This is a genomic window from Ktedonobacter sp. SOSP1-52, from assembly GCF_016587395.1.
Genome location: NZ_BNJH01000003.1, coordinates 1008970 through 1026472, shown reverse-complemented (window position 1 = coordinate 1026472; position 17503 = coordinate 1008970). Strand labels below are relative to the sequence as shown.

The 17503-nt window shown below is 52.9% G+C and carries 17 protein-coding genes; 8 read left to right on the top strand and 9 right to left on the bottom strand.

Annotated features, from left to right (window positions below; translation table 11 throughout):
- Nucleotides 1–3 precede the first annotated feature (3 nt).
- Nucleotides 4–810, top strand: a complete 807-nt coding sequence (locus tag JMJ16_RS29920) for an ABC transporter ATP-binding protein (RefSeq protein WP_201387542.1) — start codon at nt 4–6, stop codon at nt 808–810.
- Between the two features lie 136 nt (nt 811–946).
- Here the strand turns inward: JMJ16_RS29920 and JMJ16_RS29915 are convergent, their stop codons facing one another.
- A complete protein-coding gene (locus JMJ16_RS29915; protein ID WP_201387540.1) occupies nt 947–1753 on the bottom strand; it encodes a hypothetical protein in 807 nt (268 codons plus the stop codon).
- Nucleotides 1754–1983: 230 nt separating this feature from the next.
- On the opposite strand from JMJ16_RS29915, the gene JMJ16_RS29910 reads away from it, so the two are divergent.
- On the top strand, nt 1984–2454 hold the full coding sequence (locus tag JMJ16_RS29910; RefSeq protein WP_201387538.1) for an isoprenylcysteine carboxylmethyltransferase family protein: 471 nt from the start codon (nt 1984–1986) through the stop codon (nt 2452–2454).
- A 119-nt stretch (nt 2455–2573) separates the two neighbouring features.
- Nucleotides 2574–3317, top strand: coding sequence for an endonuclease III (gene nth / locus JMJ16_RS29905; protein ID WP_201387536.1), 744 nt, complete (start codon nt 2574–2576; stop codon nt 3315–3317).
- A 100-nt stretch (nt 3318–3417) separates the two neighbouring features.
- Here the strand turns inward: nth and JMJ16_RS29900 are convergent, their stop codons facing one another.
- The 4 genes from JMJ16_RS29900 to JMJ16_RS29885 all read right to left on the bottom strand — a co-directional run bounded on the left by JMJ16_RS29900 (nt 3418) and on the right by JMJ16_RS29885 (nt 7827).
- Nucleotides 3418–4662 (bottom strand): RNA-guided endonuclease TnpB family protein, encoded by a 1245-nt coding sequence (locus tag JMJ16_RS29900; RefSeq protein ID WP_201387534.1) that lies wholly within the window; start codon nt 4660–4662, stop codon nt 3418–3420.
- A complete protein-coding gene (locus tag JMJ16_RS29895) occupies nt 4634–5230 on the bottom strand; it encodes an IS607 family transposase (protein WP_236601839.1) in 597 nt (198 codons plus the stop codon). The genes JMJ16_RS29900 and JMJ16_RS29895 overlap by 29 nt, the downstream gene beginning before the upstream one ends.
- Nucleotides 5231–5327: 97 nt before the next feature.
- Complete coding sequence (locus tag JMJ16_RS29890) at nt 5328–6593, bottom strand: MFS transporter (protein ID WP_201387532.1); 1266 nt, start codon at nt 6591–6593, stop codon at nt 5328–5330.
- A gap of 574 nt (nt 6594–7167) precedes the next feature.
- Complete coding sequence (locus tag JMJ16_RS29885) at nt 7168–7827, bottom strand: iron-containing redox enzyme family protein (protein WP_201387530.1); 660 nt, start codon at nt 7825–7827, stop codon at nt 7168–7170.
- Nucleotides 7828–8138: 311 nt separating this feature from the next.
- Here JMJ16_RS29885 and JMJ16_RS29880 point away from each other — a divergent pair, with 311 nt between their 5' ends.
- A complete protein-coding gene (locus tag JMJ16_RS29880) occupies nt 8139–8684 on the top strand; it encodes a DUF4190 domain-containing protein (RefSeq protein WP_201387528.1) in 546 nt (181 codons plus the stop codon).
- Between the two features lie 67 nt (nt 8685–8751).
- Here JMJ16_RS29880 and xylB read toward each other — a convergent pair whose 3' ends face one another.
- Entirely contained in the window at nt 8752–10290 is a 1539-nt protein-coding gene (gene xylB, locus JMJ16_RS29875) for a xylulokinase (RefSeq protein WP_201387526.1), read from the bottom strand.
- A 205-nt stretch (nt 10291–10495) separates the two neighbouring features.
- Nucleotides 10496–11512 carry a hypothetical protein gene (locus JMJ16_RS29870; RefSeq protein WP_201387524.1) on the bottom strand — a complete coding sequence of 339 codons (1017 nt, stop codon included), beginning with the start codon at nt 11510–11512 and terminating at the stop codon, nt 10496–10498.
- 708 nt (nt 11513–12220) lie between these two features.
- Here JMJ16_RS29870 and crcB point away from each other — a divergent pair.
- Together crcB and JMJ16_RS29860 are read left to right on the top strand one after the other, a co-directional pair.
- A complete protein-coding gene (crcB, locus tag JMJ16_RS29865; protein WP_201387522.1) occupies nt 12221–12610 on the top strand; it encodes a fluoride efflux transporter CrcB in 390 nt (129 codons plus the stop codon).
- On the top strand, nt 12607–13038 hold the full coding sequence (locus tag JMJ16_RS29860) for a CrcB family protein (protein ID WP_201387521.1): 432 nt from the start codon (nt 12607–12609) through the stop codon (nt 13036–13038). The genes crcB and JMJ16_RS29860 overlap by 4 nt, the downstream gene beginning before the upstream one ends.
- Before the next feature lie 126 nt (nt 13039–13164).
- Here JMJ16_RS29860 and JMJ16_RS29855 read toward each other — a convergent pair whose 3' ends face one another.
- Together JMJ16_RS29855 and JMJ16_RS29850 are read right to left on the bottom strand one after the other, a co-directional pair.
- Nucleotides 13165–13560, bottom strand: a complete 396-nt coding sequence (locus JMJ16_RS29855) for an Hsp20/alpha crystallin family protein (protein WP_201387519.1) — start codon at nt 13558–13560, stop codon at nt 13165–13167.
- A 178-nt stretch (nt 13561–13738) separates the two neighbouring features.
- Nucleotides 13739–14233 carry a hypothetical protein gene (locus JMJ16_RS29850; protein WP_201387517.1) on the bottom strand — a complete coding sequence of 165 codons (495 nt, stop codon included), beginning with the start codon at nt 14231–14233 and terminating at the stop codon, nt 13739–13741.
- Between the two features lie 374 nt (nt 14234–14607).
- Here JMJ16_RS29850 and JMJ16_RS29845 point away from each other — a divergent pair, with 374 nt between their 5' ends.
- On the top strand, nt 14608–15924 hold the full coding sequence (locus JMJ16_RS29845; protein WP_201387515.1) for an SWIM zinc finger domain-containing protein: 1317 nt from the start codon (nt 14608–14610) through the stop codon (nt 15922–15924).
- Nucleotides 15925–15926: 2 nt separating this feature from the next.
- Nucleotides 15927–17501: a DUF5691 domain-containing protein gene (locus JMJ16_RS29840; protein WP_201387513.1), complete on the top strand. Its 1575-nt coding sequence runs from the start codon at nt 15927–15929 to the stop codon at nt 17499–17501.
- Nucleotides 17502–17503: the final 2 nt, after the last annotated feature.

Sequence of the window (17503 nt, the reverse complement as noted above, 5' to 3'; positions counted from 1 at the left end):
ACTATGGGAGAAGAGACTATTGTCGACGCGGCCACGCCCGCAGTTCTAGAGCAAGATTCAACTGTTCAGAAAGAGCCAACTGTCACGATTGTCGCCGAGAAGCTCAGCAAGCACTTTAAGATGTATGGTGAGGTCATCAAGGCCGTAGATGAGGCAAGCTTTGTCTTTACAGAGGGGCAATTCGTCACCATCATGGGTCCCAGTGGCAGCGGCAAATCGACTTTACTCTATATTCTCGGGAGCCTGGATAAGCCGACTGGAGGAGAACTGGTCGTCGATGGTATTAATGTGATGAGCCTGACCGGGCCAAAGGAGCATAAGTTCAGGCGTCAAAACGTGGGCTTCGTTTTCCAATCATTTCACCTGATTCCCAATCTGACGGCGCTAGAGAATGTCATGCTTCCAATGGAGCTGGCAGGAGGAAAATCGCGAGCCGACATGCGCGAGCGAGCGCGGACACTCCTGCTCCAGGTCGGTATCGATGAGAATCGCCACCGGCATCGCCCTGGCAGGCTCTCTGGTGGACAAAAGCAGCGCGTCGCCATCGCTCGTGCGCTCGCCAACGATCCCAAAGTCATTCTGGCGGATGAGCCAACTGGAAACCTGGACTCACAGAATGGCAAGCGCATCATAGACCTGTTAAAGCGCCTGGCGAATCAAGGGCGCACGGTCATCGTAGTCAGTCATGATCGCAGCGTAGCGAAGGTGGCAGATGTGCGCATCGAGATTGAAGATGGCAAGATTGAGGATATCAGCGGCGTTGTTGTACCCGCGCCTCAGCCAACCCTCAAGAAGAAGCGTAGAAGATAGCAGCTTCGCTTCTGGTCATATGCATCTAGTACTTTGTTCAAATTCGCTTGAAAGGGATTCATACCGCCTGCGGCGGTAGGGGAAAGGGAGTGCAGAGGGGCTGACGCCCCTCTGCACTCCCCACTTTTCATACTCGCTAGGGCGTTGGGCTATTAAAACGGTGGCGCATGATGTTGTTATGCCCGGTCTGGGTCAGGTCCTGGTAGGCGGGAAAGAGATGTTCAGCGGGCGGTGTCAGTGGCTCCTTCGCGGATAACACACGCCAGGAGCGCTCACCGGGGGCATTCCCTTCCTGAGCCAGCACATCACTTCCAAACCCATTCATGAGCGTCATGTTCAAGCGAGCCAGCGCTTGATGAGGAACATAACTATACAGGGGCGTATCCAGAAGCGCCAGTTGCTGCTCAATCTGTTCCGGGAGATGTCCATACTGCTCGCAGGCTGCGTGAACCTCTGCTCTTAGCTCCTCATGCAAGAGTGAGAACAACCGATCAAGCGCGATAAACAAATTAAAGCCACGATTCAGTAAAATAGTGCGCCCATGCAACAGACGTCTCGCCAGGCCATCCTCCTGGTTCCGTAAGCGCGCCTGCTCAATCTGACGCGTCAGATCGGCGAAAGGGAGGGTGTCAAGCTTGCGCTGCAAGAAAGCGATCACATTCGCGCTATTGCCATCGGTTTGCCACTCGCGCAACAGTTCCAGGCCACGCCGGCCCTCATATATTTTATGCGAATGAGGCACACTCAAAAGATAGCCCTTACAATCACAGATCCAGCGCGCATGCAAATAGTACACTATATCTCCGACAGAGCAGGAGACAAAGCGTTTCTGGCCATGGGCCTCCTGCACAAAGCGAAAACACTGCTCGAACTCTGGCCGCAGCTCTTCAAATGCCGCCAACTTCTGGCGCACAACCTCCTGTCCCAAAGCCATATCAGTCATACCAGTCTCCTTTAGCAAACACCTCTATCCTTCTTATGTGGAACCTACCATCTTCATCACGAATGAGCCACAAGAAGCGTTACGAAGACCCCTCACGCATAAAACTATTTATCCTGTCACGTTGTAGAGGTTTGATACGTGCCATACTAGAGAAGAGATACATCTCGCGAGATACTGACCCCCGTGCGCAAGAACGGGACAATTTGTGATCGGAGAAGGATATGGATAATATGAAACGCAACAACGAGGACCACGCCAACGTCATAGCCCCGCCACCACTGCTCTACGCCGGCACATTCCTTTTTGGTCTCTACCTGGATTCATGGCTTCCCCTGCGCCTGATTCCACGCACGGCACGCTCCTTTGTTGGCGGATCACTCCTTGGTATTGGCCTGACCACAGGCATTATGGCCATACGCGAGATGCGCCAGGCGGGTACGGCGCTGCAGCCTACCAAACCCACCACAACCATCATTCAACATGGACCCTATCGGCTCACACGCAACCCTATCTATAGCGCCTTCACCTTACTCTATGCTGGACTCGCGCTCATCATGAATCGCTCCTGGCCATTGCTACTGCTACCAGCCCTACTACGTGTTATACGTATCGGCGTGATTGAACGAGAAGAAAAGTACCTGGAAAAGAAGTTTGGCGCAGAATATATCAGCTACAAAGAGCGTGTGCCTCGCTGGCTCTAAAGGAAAGCGACTCAGTTCTACTTGTATCTTTCACCTCCTGCCTCACCATTTGGAACCCTTCTTTATGAGGGTTCGTGGTATACAGTGTATGTTGTGCTCAAGTAAGAGGGGAGACAAGTGTGAAGCGAACCAGCCAATCTACACGCGATCCCAGAGATTATGGCTATCCGATTGCTGATATTGCAGTCCTTTCTGCGAAAGCTGTCGAAGTCACAAAGCGGTTAACGCAGCTTTACGGGGAGCTACCTTTTTCCAGCAAAGACCCGATGAGTATGCTGGTCGAAATCCTCCTTTCGCATCGTACTTATGATGCACAAACAGATGCGGCATATGAGAATCTGTTGAAGCACTTTGGCTCGTGGGAAGCAGTACGAGACGCACCAACACCAGAAGTCCAGGAGACAATTGCGAATGTCAACTTTCCTGAAGTGAAAGCGCCTCGTATTCAAGCAGTACTCCGCCAAATTACACAGGAGAGGGGAAGCCTTAACCTTGACTTTTTACGCGACTTACCTCTTGAAGAGAGCGTAGCATGGCTCAATCGTTTTGAAGGAGTAGGACCGAAAACGACGGCCTGCGTTTTGCTCTTCTCATGTCAGCGTCCTATCCTTCCAGTTGATGCCCACGTCGCGCGCACCTCCATCCGGCTCGGTTTGATTGGGAAGAGAGTATCAGCAGAGACAGCTCATACTCTCCTACAAGCGCTTTTGCCACAGGATGCTCGCAGTATTTATGATTTTCATAAAGCATTGCTTCGTCATGGTCAACGAATTTGTGTTTTTGAGCGTCCTCGCTGCAAACAATGCGTTCTTACTGACATCTGCGATTATTATAAAACACTAACAAGCCAGGCCAAACAGTGAACGATAAAAAATAAAAGAGGAAGAGGCATACGCTTCTTCCTCTCATCGTACAGTTTTCTAGTTGCTCATTATCTGCCTTTCTAAATCTCCTCAAAAGTGCTTACGCACTCTCAAACAAATTCAATTGCTGCACTTGCCCCTCACAGGATGCCATCGTGACATCTACGCCGCTTTGGGGCGTATGCAGCACACCGCACCTTTCGGTGTGTGGCGCTCGCCGCGCAAAGAACCTCGTCAGGATATTGTGTGCACTGTTCTCATCTCGATCCATGACGAGTCTACATTCGACGCAACAATACGTTCTCTTCCACAATGGCATGGCTTGTAGATTGCCACAGCCACTACACTGCTTGGACGTGTTGCGCTCATCTAAGAAATGCAACTCTTTCCCATAGAGGACACATTTGTACTTCAGCATTTCGAGAAAGGCGTACAAGCCCCACTCGTTATAGACCGCTCGATTCAGATGTTTATTGCGCTCTACATGCTGTTTAGTAACCATTTGCCTCTGTGAAAGGTCACCAACCACAATAGTTCTTTCAACCAAATTGTGGCTGATAAGATGGGATGCTTTATGCAAGCTATCCTGTTGTTTGTTGCGTTTCTTCTGGGAAACGCGCTTGTAAACCTTACTGAGATGGATATACCGACGTGATTTTTTCTTACACTTATCACGCTTGGATCGAATCTTGTCGAGTTGTTTGTTGTACCAGCGTGATCCTTTAAAGCCGCCAACCGTGTAGACTCTGCCTTGCTCATTTACGCTAGTTGCCAGTGTTTTGATGCCAAGATCAAAGGCAACGATTCCATCTATCTCATACTGTTTCTCTTGGCGCTCTCTCACAAATGACGCGAAGTAGTTTCCCTTACCATCTCGACTGATCGCCACTTCTTTAAACTGTTCAGGCGGTATCTCAGTCAAGCGCGCAACGATGTTGGAGTATTGCTTGTTTTTGCCCTTGCCTCCGGTGGGCAAAATGAGCTTGTCGCCTTCAATTTTGAGGTACATAGCGGGATAGCAAAGCGTAAAAAAGTAATGCCGTGGGCGTACCCGTGGGAATCCCGGTGCTTCTCCGGCTTTGACTCTGCGAAAGAAAGCTTTCATGGCTCCATCGAGGCGATAGTAGACCTCTTGTAAAAGCTTTCCATACACCTGAACAAGCTCGGGATCATGTTGTTTGCTCTCTTGTAGGTTTTTCTTAGCATCGTAGAGATCCCATTTCTCACCATTCCTGAGCTTGAGCACCCACCAGTTGTATAGTCCCCTGCACTTGCCTTGCATAAATTCAAGGGTTGCCGCGTCTTGCTCAGAAACGTTAATTCTGATCTTTTTGCAAAGCAGCATCCTTAATCGCTTTCTTGTAGGAACGCAGTCCATGTAATCTGGCAGAGAAGACTGTCACGATAGCAATGAGGTCACGTACCAATTCTTGTTCAGGAGAAAGATTTTCGCCATTGATGACGAGAAGTTGGGTATGATGTCGCTCACAAAAGGCTTCAAAGTATTCATATCCAAAACGAACCAACCGATCTCGATGAGCAAGAATGATACGCCGTACCTGACCAAGTTCAACCATCTCCATAAGCCGATTGAATTGTTTGCGTTTGTAGTTTAGCCCACTGCCAATATCCGACATCCATTCATCGACCTTGAGCGAATGCTGATGACAATAGGCTTCTAACGCTTTTGTTTGGTTGACTAAATCAGGCTTTTGAGCAATTCCAGAGACGCGTGAGTAGGCAATGGTAAGTCCCTGCTCCGGTGCTTTTAGCCCACGATACTCAAGATACTGGTCGTGAGTATAATAGCGCCTATTTGATTGTGGAGAACGATGGGCGACGAGCTTGCCTTCACGATCCCATTTTTGCAGCGTTTTGGTAGACTTCCCAATAAGTTTTCCAAACGCTTGAATATCATATGTGTTCTACATAAACACATTTTAACACAATTGAGTGCTTATGTCAAATCTGTTTCAGTATCTCCTTCATGTATTACAGCCTGATTATTATTCATTTACTGGAGGGCGCATATGTTTCTGACTGCGGATGCCGGGCCTGACGGATTGCTCGGGAGCAGGAGAAGGCCAGGGCGGTAGCCCCTAACACCACACTGGCAATAATGATGGTGGGGACTGTCCCCCAGTGCTCCAAAGACCAGCCCGTCAAGAGCAAGCCAAGGGGATTGCTTACGCTAGTGAAGAGGCGACAGGCACTAATCACACGACCACGCAAGTGATCTGGGATAATCGCCAGGCGATAGCTAAAGTAGGGGACATCCTCAATCGGATCCGCAAAGCCAATCAGAAACTCTACAACTCCCAGCAACCAGAAATGCGGCAAGAGCATGTAGAGAGGCCAGAGCAAGGCAAAGGCCCAACGTGTGATGAGTATCGCGCGGCCTACATGGAGAGTTCGCTGGATAAGCGGCGACAGCAGCGAGCTAATTAGCGCACCAATACCACCACATGCCACCACAGCACCAAGCAGAGCGTCAGAAGCGTGCTGCTGCTTCGCCAGCACAATTAAGACCAGCGTGCTGCCTGGTATGATGAGAGCACCAACGCTATTCACAAGATTCATGGTACGCAATACTGGTTGGCGCCACATCCAGGCAAAGCCCTCCCGAATCTCAAGAATCAGGTGGCGTCGCGTGTCTGTACGTACCTGCTGAAACGGTGTGCGAATCAAGAACAGCGTCACAAATGAAGCGGTATATGAAATGGCATCAGCGAGAAAGGGCAGCAAACTCGCCACGCCGTAAAGCAGGCCAGCAAGCGAGGGACCAAGTAGGCTTGTAATGCCTTCAACAACCTCCTCCTGGCCCATAGCTGCGGATAACTGCTCGCCACTGACGACCTGGCCCAGGCTAGAGGAATACGCAACTTCAAAAAAGCTCTGTAGCGTCCCTTCAAGAAAAGCGTTAAAACAGAGCTGTGCGAAGGTCAGGTGGCCAAGGCCGAGCGCCAGCGGAATGCTTGCAATGCTCAGCGCGCGCCCGATATCGCAGGCGATCATAACACGTTTGCGATCCCAGCGATCCACTAACGCTCCAGCAAAAAACATACTCAATGTTCGTGGAAGTGTGCGCAAGGCCAGAGCGATAGACGATTGTAACGCTGAGCCAGTCACCGCCAGTACTAACAGAGGAAACGCCAATAATGAAACACTCCCTCCAATAGTTGAGATCGTCTGTCCACTCCAAAGCAAAACATAATCTCGATTTCTCCAGAGCGGGATTGAAGGGTGCTGCCTAGCATTCTTAGAAGAGATTGTCATACGATGACTCCATTCATCAAAGCATGCTGACTGCTATCCAGAAGCATGAGTGTAGAAACACTGGCAATGGAAATAGCATAGTTGTCAGCAAGAGAATTGCTCCAAAAATGAGCAAAGCTATACCATAAAGGGCAAGGAGGAAAGTGCCCCTTCGCGGCAGCATCCAGGCAGAAAAACGCCATAAACAGAGCATGTCTATAGGAATAGAGCCGAGAACGCCACGGAGAAAGGGCGTTATACCCGGCAACTGGGGAGATGTGCAGGTGAGTAGAGAAGAGAGATGACGCCTGCAGAAAACACAACACTATCACAGTAGCTAACAAAGACTACTGTGTGATAGCAACAGGCGGCACAACCTCAATAGCCACGTAAGCGCGTGCCGGGCTTACGCAGCGAGGGTGCTTGTAGCGCGGTTGCGGTTGCGATGTATCATCCACCCGCGTTTGACGTGTGGATGATTTTTCAGTCTGATATAAGGTAATTTCACACTAGCATAGTAGCATGCGAGCGGCTTCAACGTCAATATACGCAGGCCGCTCAGCGCGCGTCTCTAAAGATATACTCTCGTACTCGCTTATGAATCGATCTTCGCCGTCAGAATAGTGTCATAAAACATGATCTCGTACTCATGGCTGAGGCGAATGGCGCGGGTGATACGCTGCTGGTCTTCGGGCGAGCTATAGCGCGCCAGGAGGGTTTCATCTACGGGGGTGACCTGCTCGCCAATGGCGTCATGAGCGGAGAAGAACTCCACCTGCTCAGCAGTCAGATTATAGTGGCGCATTAAGGCGGGGGCGATGCGAGCGCAGATCTGTACAAAGATATCCTCACTGGCGCTTACCGAGGCCAGTTTCTCGGCGGGCGCGCCGTAGGCCAGCATCCAGTAGAAGAAGTTGGTCAGCGCCATACAGCCTGCCAGCGGCTCTACGGCATCAAAATCAGCGCGCGAGAGACCAAGAGCCTCTCCGAAGCGCAGCAAAAGTTTGTAGCCGCCCACTTTGGGCGTCAACTTACGAATCAATAGATCCTGGATCTCCAGATCAGGGAGAGCGGCAATCGCCAGGGCATCGAGGCGGTAGGCTTCACGCACCAGCCACCAGTCCTGCAAAGCGAAGAGCCGCAAACGCTCGGGCTCCAGCGTCCCCTCCTCGATACGCCGCCAGAGGGCATGCCTCAAAATATGCGCGCGCAACTGCTGAATATCCGTGGAAACGATACTATCGGCGAAACTCATAGCTGTCCTCTTTTCTTTCTCAAAGACTACTTTTTCTTTTTATTGCTTGCGCCTTTATTGTAGCTCATATTCCTCACCCCCTCGCTTCATTTCTGGCTTGCTTGTATTCTGGAATAGTTTTTCCGTCTTATTGAATAGCAGAAAGAAACTTTACATTGCAAGAAATCTCTGCTACATTCATAGGCATCAATGCATTTTTATTTAACTCTTTATCATCTGGCGCTAAAGGGGAAATGTAAAACTGCATAGGTTGCTTACAAGCAGGTCCCTTTTGCCGCCACTCATTGAATCAGGGAGAGGATCTCATTCTTATGAGCGATCAAAATCCATACAATCCATATCCATCGCAAAACAATCCAGCTGGTGATCCCAATCAGTATCCGCCTACCCAATACCAGCCGCCTGCGGAGAACTACCAACCTGGTTACCAGCCGCCTTCAGGAGCCAATTACCAACCCCAGTATCCACCGCAGCCCTCTGGAGCCAATTACCAGCCTCAGTACCCACAGCAGCCTGTGGAGAACTACCAGCCTCAGTATCCGCAACCGCAATATCCAGGGGCCTACCCCTATATGCAGCCGCCAGTACAGGGCTACTATCCACCTCAGCAGGCACCGGATTCACGCGGTGGCATGGCGATTGCTGGATTGGTATTAGGCATTATCAGCATGCTCGCATGGTTCATTGCATGCATTGGACTATTTGTCGCTATCGCTGGTATTACCTTTTCGGCTCTCGGGAGAAAGTCCATACAGCGCAAGACAATGGCCACCTGGGGGCTGGTGCTTTCGATTATTGGCCTTGTGCTCTCGCTAGGTAATGCGATCCTGGGTATCATTCTGGCAATGCATCGCTAATAGATAGAGATGACAAAAGGCAGCCACGAGAAGAACGCGGCTGCCTTTTTGTGAATAAAAACTTTGCCTAGAGCGGTTTGCTGATAACAGGCTTGAGCGCGGGATAGAGCGCACGATAGGTCTCATACGCCTGTCTGTAGGCCGGGGCCAGGGCTGCGTTAGGCGCGGTGCGCTCCACGATGCGCACGGTCTGCGCGCAGGCCTCGGGAACAGAGGCGTAGACGCCACCGGCGACGCCAGCCAGCAGGGCAGCGCCAAACGCAGGTCCCTCGCTTGCGTTCGTTGTAACCAATTCCATCTCCAGAATATCAGCAATGATCTGACGCCAGAGCGGACTCTTCGCGCCACCACCGGTCGCGCGCACCTGCTCCAGGGGAAGGCCCTGCTCGCGGATGATCGTCATACAATCCTTCAGGCTAAAGGCGACGCCCTCCAACACTGAGCGCACCAGGTGACGGCGATCATGGCTGGCGGTCAGGCCAATCCAGCCACCACGCGCATAGGCGTCCAGGTGCGGCGTACGCTCACCTTGCAGATAGGGAAGGAAGATTAGGCCCTCACTTCCCGCGGGAACAGATCCAGCCTCGCGTGCCAGTGTCTCGTAGGCATCTACACCTGTCCAGCGCTCCAGCGCACGCTCGGGCAGGCCAATGTTGTCACGCACCCAGCGCAGCGAGAGGCCCGCGCCCTGCGTGACCCCCATAAGATACCACGCGCCGGGAACGGCATGGTTAAAGGTATGCACACGGGGCACTGGACCTGAGGTATCCACCTGGGGCGAGGTTGCATGGGCCAGAACGATGCCGCTGGTCCCAACTGAGAGCAGGGCCAGGCCAGGTTCCACAATACCATTGCCAACCGCACCACAGGCGTTATCCGCGCCACCACCTGCTACGGGTATGCCCGCTGGCAGGCCCGTCAGAGCTTGCACCTCGTCGGTGATAGAGCCACTGGCGGCATCAGCTGGAACAACGGGTGGCAGGAGAGAGGGATCAAGCTCGATGGCGCTCAACACCTCTCGCGACCATGTGCCCTGTTTGACATCCAGCAAACATGTCCCGGCGGCATCCGAGATCTCCATCGCCAGCACGCCTGTCAGGCGGTAGCGAATATAGTCCTTAGGGAGAAGTAGTGTACGTGCACGAGCGAAAATTTCTGGCTCGTTGTCGCGTACCCAGAGGAGTTTGGGGGCGGTAAAGCCTGTGAGCGCGGGATTGCTGACATAAGAGATCAACTGGGCAGCGCCTACACGTTCGGTCATCCAGCGACACTGAGCATCACTGCGCTGATCCGCCCAGATGATGCAGGGACGCAACACCTGCTGCTGCGCGTCTAGCAGCACGACCCCATGCATCTGGCCTGAGAGACCGACGCCACGGATATCGGATGGGCGAACCCCAAGGCCACTCGCGCGCTCCAAACATCCTTGAATGGCTGTAAGTGTCGCCTGCCACCACTCAGAGGGCTGCTGTTCGGCCCAGCCGGGCTGAGGATGATAGAGAGGGTAATCGATGAAGGCGTCTGCCAGAACATGGCCATCTTCAACCGCGAACAGAGCGGCTTTCACGCCTGTAGTTCCAAGATCAATACCAAGCAGGGCTTGCATGTAGGCTCCTTTGCTGACAAAAATATGTACCCCTATTTTACCACTGTTTTCCTTCTCAGAAGAACCTTCTCGCATGCGGCGCGAAGGGGAAAAAGAGTGAGTGCGTGGAAAACGGGCAAAGCCCGTTTCCCACGCACTCACTCTCGCCTCGTTGCGCACTCACTCTTTGGTTAAAGGTTCGCCAGGCGAGCAAGATGAGAACGTTTTAGGAAACCGTAAACGTGACGACCTGGGCGAGTTGGCGGTCGCTGCAATCAGCCTGGCGGCACCAGTAGAGTTCAGCCGCGCCCTGAGTAGCTACCAGGTATTGAATGGCTACATATCCATTGGGGGCGTTCCGATCAATTGTCAGGATGGTATTTTTCCCAAATTCGTTGTCAGCATAAAAACGGCCCTCGACGTATGCTTTGTCACCATTATCAAAGTTCAAGCCAGTTGAAGCCAGTTTGAGCTTGAAGGTGATATAGACATACGAACCAGCCGTAAACGACTTCGTAGGATTCGTTGGCAGCGTATTGCTATCGACCGCGCTCGATGTTACTGGATCAGTGATAATCTGTTGAGCAAGCGGTGAGAACGGTCGCCCCGATGGCGATTGAGAATTATCACCTGTGCTGGTCGTCGGCGTGGCGACATCGGTAGTAGGTGTCGCGTTGTCAGTAGGAGTTGTGTCCTTTGAGATCGCGGTCGCGGTGGCTTTCACATCGCTAACGCCTTTATTGGCGGCCAAACCAATCAGAACAGCGCTACCAATACAGGCAAACAGGACAATAGCTCCGATAATACCGAGAATTAGACCAAGACTGCTCTTCTTCTTAGGCGGTTGTGGGGGTATCCCATAGCCGCCGGGCTGTGGATAAGCACCGGGTTGTGGATAAGCACCGGGCTGCGGACCAGCTGGATAAGGCGTTGGTGGCGGTGGGGCACTATTAGCATAGGGATTGTAATTAGCTCCCGACACATTGGGAGTCGCGGGTACCTGGTTATATTGAGCACCCGAAATTCCAGGCTGTGACACCCCTGGATTAGGATTGTAATACGATGGCGGTGGTGGGGCTGCGTTATTGGGATTTGAGTTCCCCTGGTTATAATATGCACCAGAAGGGCCGCCAGGACCTTGATCAGGTGACTGTGCAAAGACAGTTGGCGCAACCTGGGGGTTCGCGGTCTCTTGCGGATATGATGGCTGTGCCTGTACTGTTGGCGCAACGTTTCCAGACACATTGTAGGGAACCGGCGTACCGCAAGAAGGGCACACTGCAGCTCCGGCCGGCAAGATAGCTCTACAATTTCCACAGTACATATAAGTAAACTCCTTCCATGAAGTCCTCGAAGTCCTCCAACAAACCGTCCACCATCTCACTGTGTCAAAGCAGAGAGGCGGGCGCGGTAGCTAGCAATCAACTGTAGCAACTATAACGCAAAGCAGGGAAACATGCTAGAGGATACTTCACATTTTGTGAATGAACCAGGTCACAGCTTTTCCTCTACCAACAACTCCTAAGAAACTGGCTTGGTCCACGTGGTTATGCTATAGTCAGAGCAATAGAATAATTGGTGATGGGGTTCACCACGTCATAGAAGGCCTCTTCAAGAGAAACGTTCACTGACCGATTTTTTATCTTATGAAGAATTGGCTATACCTGACGAAACCGCAAAGAAGCTAATAACTCCTGATAACGCATACTTGTTGAGTATGCGTTATCAGGAGTCTTTTTTGTGCTTTCTGGGGGGGCTTAATGCTGGACTTCTCACGCCTACGGCGCTCGCTTGGTTAGTAGTGTGATGCAGGTTGGCAACCTGCGGCTGCCAACCTGCATCACACTACTAACCAAGCAATTGATGAGTGGATGCCCAAAGAGTTGATGAGTGGATGCCCAAAGAGTTGATGAGTGTATTTAAAAATATATTAGAAGGGTAGGAATAAAGTATGACATGGACCACGCTGGCCCTGCTCGGAGGCATCAGCCTGGCTGGTGCTCTGGGCGCAGTTACGCGTTATTTGCTTGGTAATCTGGTGACCACATGGCTTCCTACGCGTTTCCCCCTGGGGACGTTCTGTATTAATCTGAGTGGGGCTTTTTTGATCAGTTTTATTTTCGCGCTCGTAAATCACAAAGCGCTTTCGACGTCACTGCAAGCCGTGCTCGCCACCGGTTTTTTGGGTGGCTATACGACCTTTAGTACACTTAACTGGGAGACGCTTCTGCTGCTACGCCGCGGCGAGAGCATCCGCGCGCTCTGCTACCTGGGAGGTACCTATCTGCTAGGCCTCGGGATGGCGGCCCTTGGATTAGGGATAGGGGGCTGGCTGGCATGAAAAACCGTGTGACGTTACGTCAGCTCGGAGCCGTGCTCACAGGTGGCTTCCTGGGGACCATGACACGCTATCTTCTCAGTCTGGCGATCCAGCAAGCACTGGGGAAAGGCTGGCCCTTTGATATTCTCCTGATAAATATTACTGGCGCCCTGCTGATCGCCTTGATTAGCACTCTGGCTGAGACCACCATGCTGATTGGCCCCACACGGCGCCTCTTCCTCGTTACGGGCTTCCTGGGGGCGTATACCACCTTTAGCAGCCTGGCGCTGGGCACACTCAATCTCTTCAATGGGGGCGCGACACTCCCCGCGTTTCTCTATCTACTGACCAGCCTGCTTGGTGGGCTGCTCGCCATCGTGCTAGGCGTGCGCCTGGGGCAAGGAGGAGTCTCCTGGCTCAAAAAGCGCCGGTGCATGCTTCCTAAGTGAAGGGAAACAAGACGCCGAAAATTGTGGGGTCTATGCTGGCATGGACTCCGAGGCCTGCAGGCCGATATCCAACTACTGGGGAGGTCGCTGCGCTCGGAGTCCATGCCAGCATGGACCCTACTTGATTTAGGTGGTATGCCCGGTATAGCCTGCGCGCTGTCCGTGATCGGGTGCGACACGTTGGACAGTCAGGCGCGCAGGCACGGTTTGCGAGCTGATTATAAAGGCCACCACGATCACGCCATTGCCATACGAGACGTTGGCTCGCTCCGCATCAACGGGTACGGGAAGCTGGATCTCGCGATGATAGGCACCCACGCTCCACTCATCGATGACCAGTTCCTTGACATCCTTGAGCAGACCACGAATCTCGCCCTGTAATATCAGGTGGTTATCCACCGTGACCTCGATGCCGAGATCCTCTGGCTGTAAGCCAGGCATAGGCGCAGCCACCATTAAGCGATCTTGTGTGCGATAGACTTTGACTGGAATATGTTGAATTTTAGCTTTCTCGGACATCATCACGGCTCCTTCTTTAACTCACACGATGTGCATGTTTTTGCGTGACCACTCGCGCCTGCGGCGCTCGCCTGGGTAGTGGGTGTGGTGCGTGCTGGCTGCCAGCACGCACCACACCCACTACCCGAAAAAAACCTGCAGATGGGGGTTAACTTAAATTCGCAGGCATATAATCGAGTACCTAGTTCGCGGGATTACCGCGATCCGGGGTATCGGTTGTATAACCCATCTGCTCATTCTCTGCCCAGGCGGTTCCTGTTTCACGTCCAGGCGCGGGGACCTTCGCGCCTGGCTGCCTCCTGGATGGCTGCGTCCCACTCTGCGCTGGATCATAGCCTTGTTGTGCTGGATTCTCCTGCGCGGGCTGGCCTATCGTGTTTTGCGTTTCACCATAGCCACTCCCCTCGGTCTCCTCATAGCCATCCTGGCGTAAGGGTGTATTGTCATCACTTTCATTATAGAAGTCAGTCTGATTCTGCTCTAATTCTGCCGCCTGCTGGTTATACTGCTGGCGTCTGCTTAGCTGCTGTTGCTCTTGGGGAGACAGGTTACGAGAGGCCTTCTCACGCGTGGTACCCGCCGCCTCAGCGGCTCGATCTATATTTACTATATCTTCACGCGTGACATTTTCACCAGGCTGCTGACTGGCAGAATCATGCTCGTTATTTGTATACATAAAGGGATCCTCCAATCCTTTGGGATGGCACAGGAAACAGTATGGCATTAGAGCCTACTTGTGGAGCCATACTACACAAGCTGTGCTGATGCGTAGCTACTAATGTAGCCACGTCTTCCAGCGGGAAGAGGTTTCAACACAGCAAATAATAGCCCCGCGCTTGCGGCAATCGCCCTCATTACTGGAGTGGTGCGCAATGACTGTCATTGCGCACCACTCCAGTAATCATTCCTCGCGAAGCGGCGTAGACGCTGAGAACACCCATTGTAAACAGGAATATAGTCTCATAGGTGGCGTTTCCGCTTTCTCTATCCTCAGCAAGAACATATACTTAGAGAGAGAACAAAAAAACACTAGATGGGGGAGCAGAACACGTGGGATTCGATTTCACCACCGAACAGGTTAAAGCTATAGCTCCCGACACGGCCTCGCTCGCCAACGCTAGAAAGCTCAGTAATCGCAAGCACTGGGCAAATCTTGGTCATAACGAGCTTGCCCTCTGGGGAGAATGCCAGGGGAGCGCGCTCTACCAGGTCAAGGTTGAACTCTCCACCCTCACAGCACAATGCAGTTGCCCCAGTCGGAAACAGCCCTGTAAACATTGTCTGGGCCTGCTACTGCTTACAAGCACCATGGGTGAGGAGATCACAAGCGGCGATCCACCAGATTGGGTCACCGCCTGGCTAGAAAAGCGGGCCGCGTCGTTACAACGCAAAGAAAGCAAGCAAACTAAAGAACATACAGCTCCATCCGAGAAGACTGTCGCGCGGCGGCAGAAGCTAGTCGAGCAGGGCCTGGCACGTCTCGATCTCTGGTTAAGCGACCTGGTACGTACCGGCCTGGCCAGCGCCGAGACGCATCCAGAAACCTACTGGAGCGATATGGCGAAGCAGATGGTCGATAACCAGCTTCCGGGCGTCGCGACGCGCATCCGGCGCCTGGGCGAGAGCATTCATGCCTCGCCAGACTGGACCGAGAAATTGCTCGTACAATCCGGGCAATTAACTCTGCTCAGTCAGGCATATCGCAATATCGATACGCTTCAACCCAATCTACAAGATGAGGTACGTACGCAACTGGGGTGGGCACTAACCGAAGACGAGGTGCTCGCGCGCGGCGAACACGTACGCGATACCTGGCTCTTCCTCGGCTCTACGCTTGAGGAGACCGATAAGGGCACAACACAGCGCACCTGGCTCTACGGAGAAGGGAGCAAACGTACAGCCATGCTGATACAGTTCGCGCCACGAGTGAATCCTGCTTTTGCTCACGTGTATCCCTTTGGTATGCGCCAAGCGGTCGAGCTAGCGTACTGGCCAGGGGCCGCACCCTCGCGCGCGCTTATCGTCGAGCAACAGGGAGAACTTCGCCCCTTTGAGCACACGCTGCCTGGAGAAGAGACGATAGATGCCTTTCTCAATCAAGTCGCTCTGACACTGGCACGTCACCCCTGGCAGGACACCTTTCTGTGCGTTCTGCGAGATGCCGTCCCTGTTCTCGATCAGAAACGCTGGCTACTGTGTGACAACGCCGGGCAGGTCTTGCCACTGGCGAAAGGGGAGCACTGGCGCCTGCTCGCACTTTCAGGAGGGCATGCTAGTCACTTCGCGGGAATCTGGAACGGCGAAGTGCTGACCCCGCTTGGCATCCTGGCCGAGGGCCGCTACTATAGCTTATCGGAGGGGAGGTAGACATGGAACGTTTTATCACCGCCGCCATCGTTGGCACAGAGCAGAGCGGCGATGCAGCACTCACCACCGGTACCAGAATTGATGAACTGAGTAGTCAACTCAGTGAGGGTGGAAAAGAACGCCAGCTCCTGCTGACAGCCGCTGCCTGGGGCGCCTATCAAAACGCGGGACACCTCGCCGAGTCCACGCCTGAACTGCCTGCACCCGCGCAACCTGAGTCCCAGGACTGGCATCCACTTCAGCGACCGCAGATTCTTGAGATGCTCCTGGCTCATAAAGAAACAGCACTCCTTCAGGAGGCTCTAGGCTATATGCAAGAGCGGCGCTGCCGGGTGCCATATGATCTCCTGCCAGCGTTTCTGGAAACCGTCCCCAGAGGGAAAGAGCTACGTGAGCAAGCGCGCCCTCTGCTAGGTGAACGCGGGCGCTGGCTGAGCCAGCACAACCAAAAGTGGAACTGGGTGAACGAGTTGTCCGCTGAGGCAGACGCGATCCCTGCTGAACAGATCGAAGCCACATGGCAAGAGGGAACACTCAAGCAGCGCGTAGAAGCCCTGCGCCAGCAGCGCCTCCTCGCTCCAGATATGGCGAGGCAATGGCTCCAGCAGAGCTGGAAGAAGGAGCGTGCCGATACCCGCACACCACTCCTCGAAATCCTGGCACTCAAGCTCTCACCAGAAGATGAAGATTTTCTGGAGAAAGCGCTCGATGACCGCAGCGAACAGGTGCGCCTGGTCGCAATACGGCTGCTTGCTCTGCTCCCAGGCTCGGCCTTTATGCAACGCATGCATGCTCATGCCGATACCTTGCTCCACTACAAGAACGGAAAAATCTCCATTCACAGGCCTGAAGCACTTGATAAGAGTTGGGTGCGTGATGGCCTGATCAACAGGGTGGAGAACACATCTGGCATTAACGATGCCTGCCAGCGCCTCCTAGAACACCTGCCACTCGTCTATTGGGAAGAACGCTTTTCGCTGGCACCATACCAGTTGCTGGCGGCGATTGAAAATAAAACCTGGCAGCACATGCTTTTTACGGTGCTTTGCAGACGTGCCACACGCGAGTATCACCTGCCGAGCATCGACAGCCTCCTGGCTTTCTGGCAAGAAGCACAACCAGATGCACTGCGCGATGCGCGGCGCGAGGAACGTAATCTGGAGATAGCCGGTCTTATCTCTCGCCTTTCCCAGCAACAGGCTGAGAGTATATTCAAGGGAATGCTTGGGCGTCACTTTGCATCCCATATCTTGAATGTGTCTGTCCTGCCACGCCCCTGGAGTCACAACTTTGGCACATTCTACCTGGATTGGGCACGCGAGGTGGTACACAATTTTCCCATAGAAACTGAGACAGGGAAAGCTACACTTGAATACCTGAGACTCACGCTCCCACCGGCAGCGCTCGCCCTCCCTCCAACTTGTTTTCCCCTGGCTTTACAGGAATGGAACTTGCCCGATCTGCCTGAAAAATATGAATACAGCATATACTACGAACATCAGCAAACCAAAAATAGCGTAAATCATTTTCTAGAGACAATACACCTGCGCAAAATGATAGTAGAGGAGATTGGCTAATT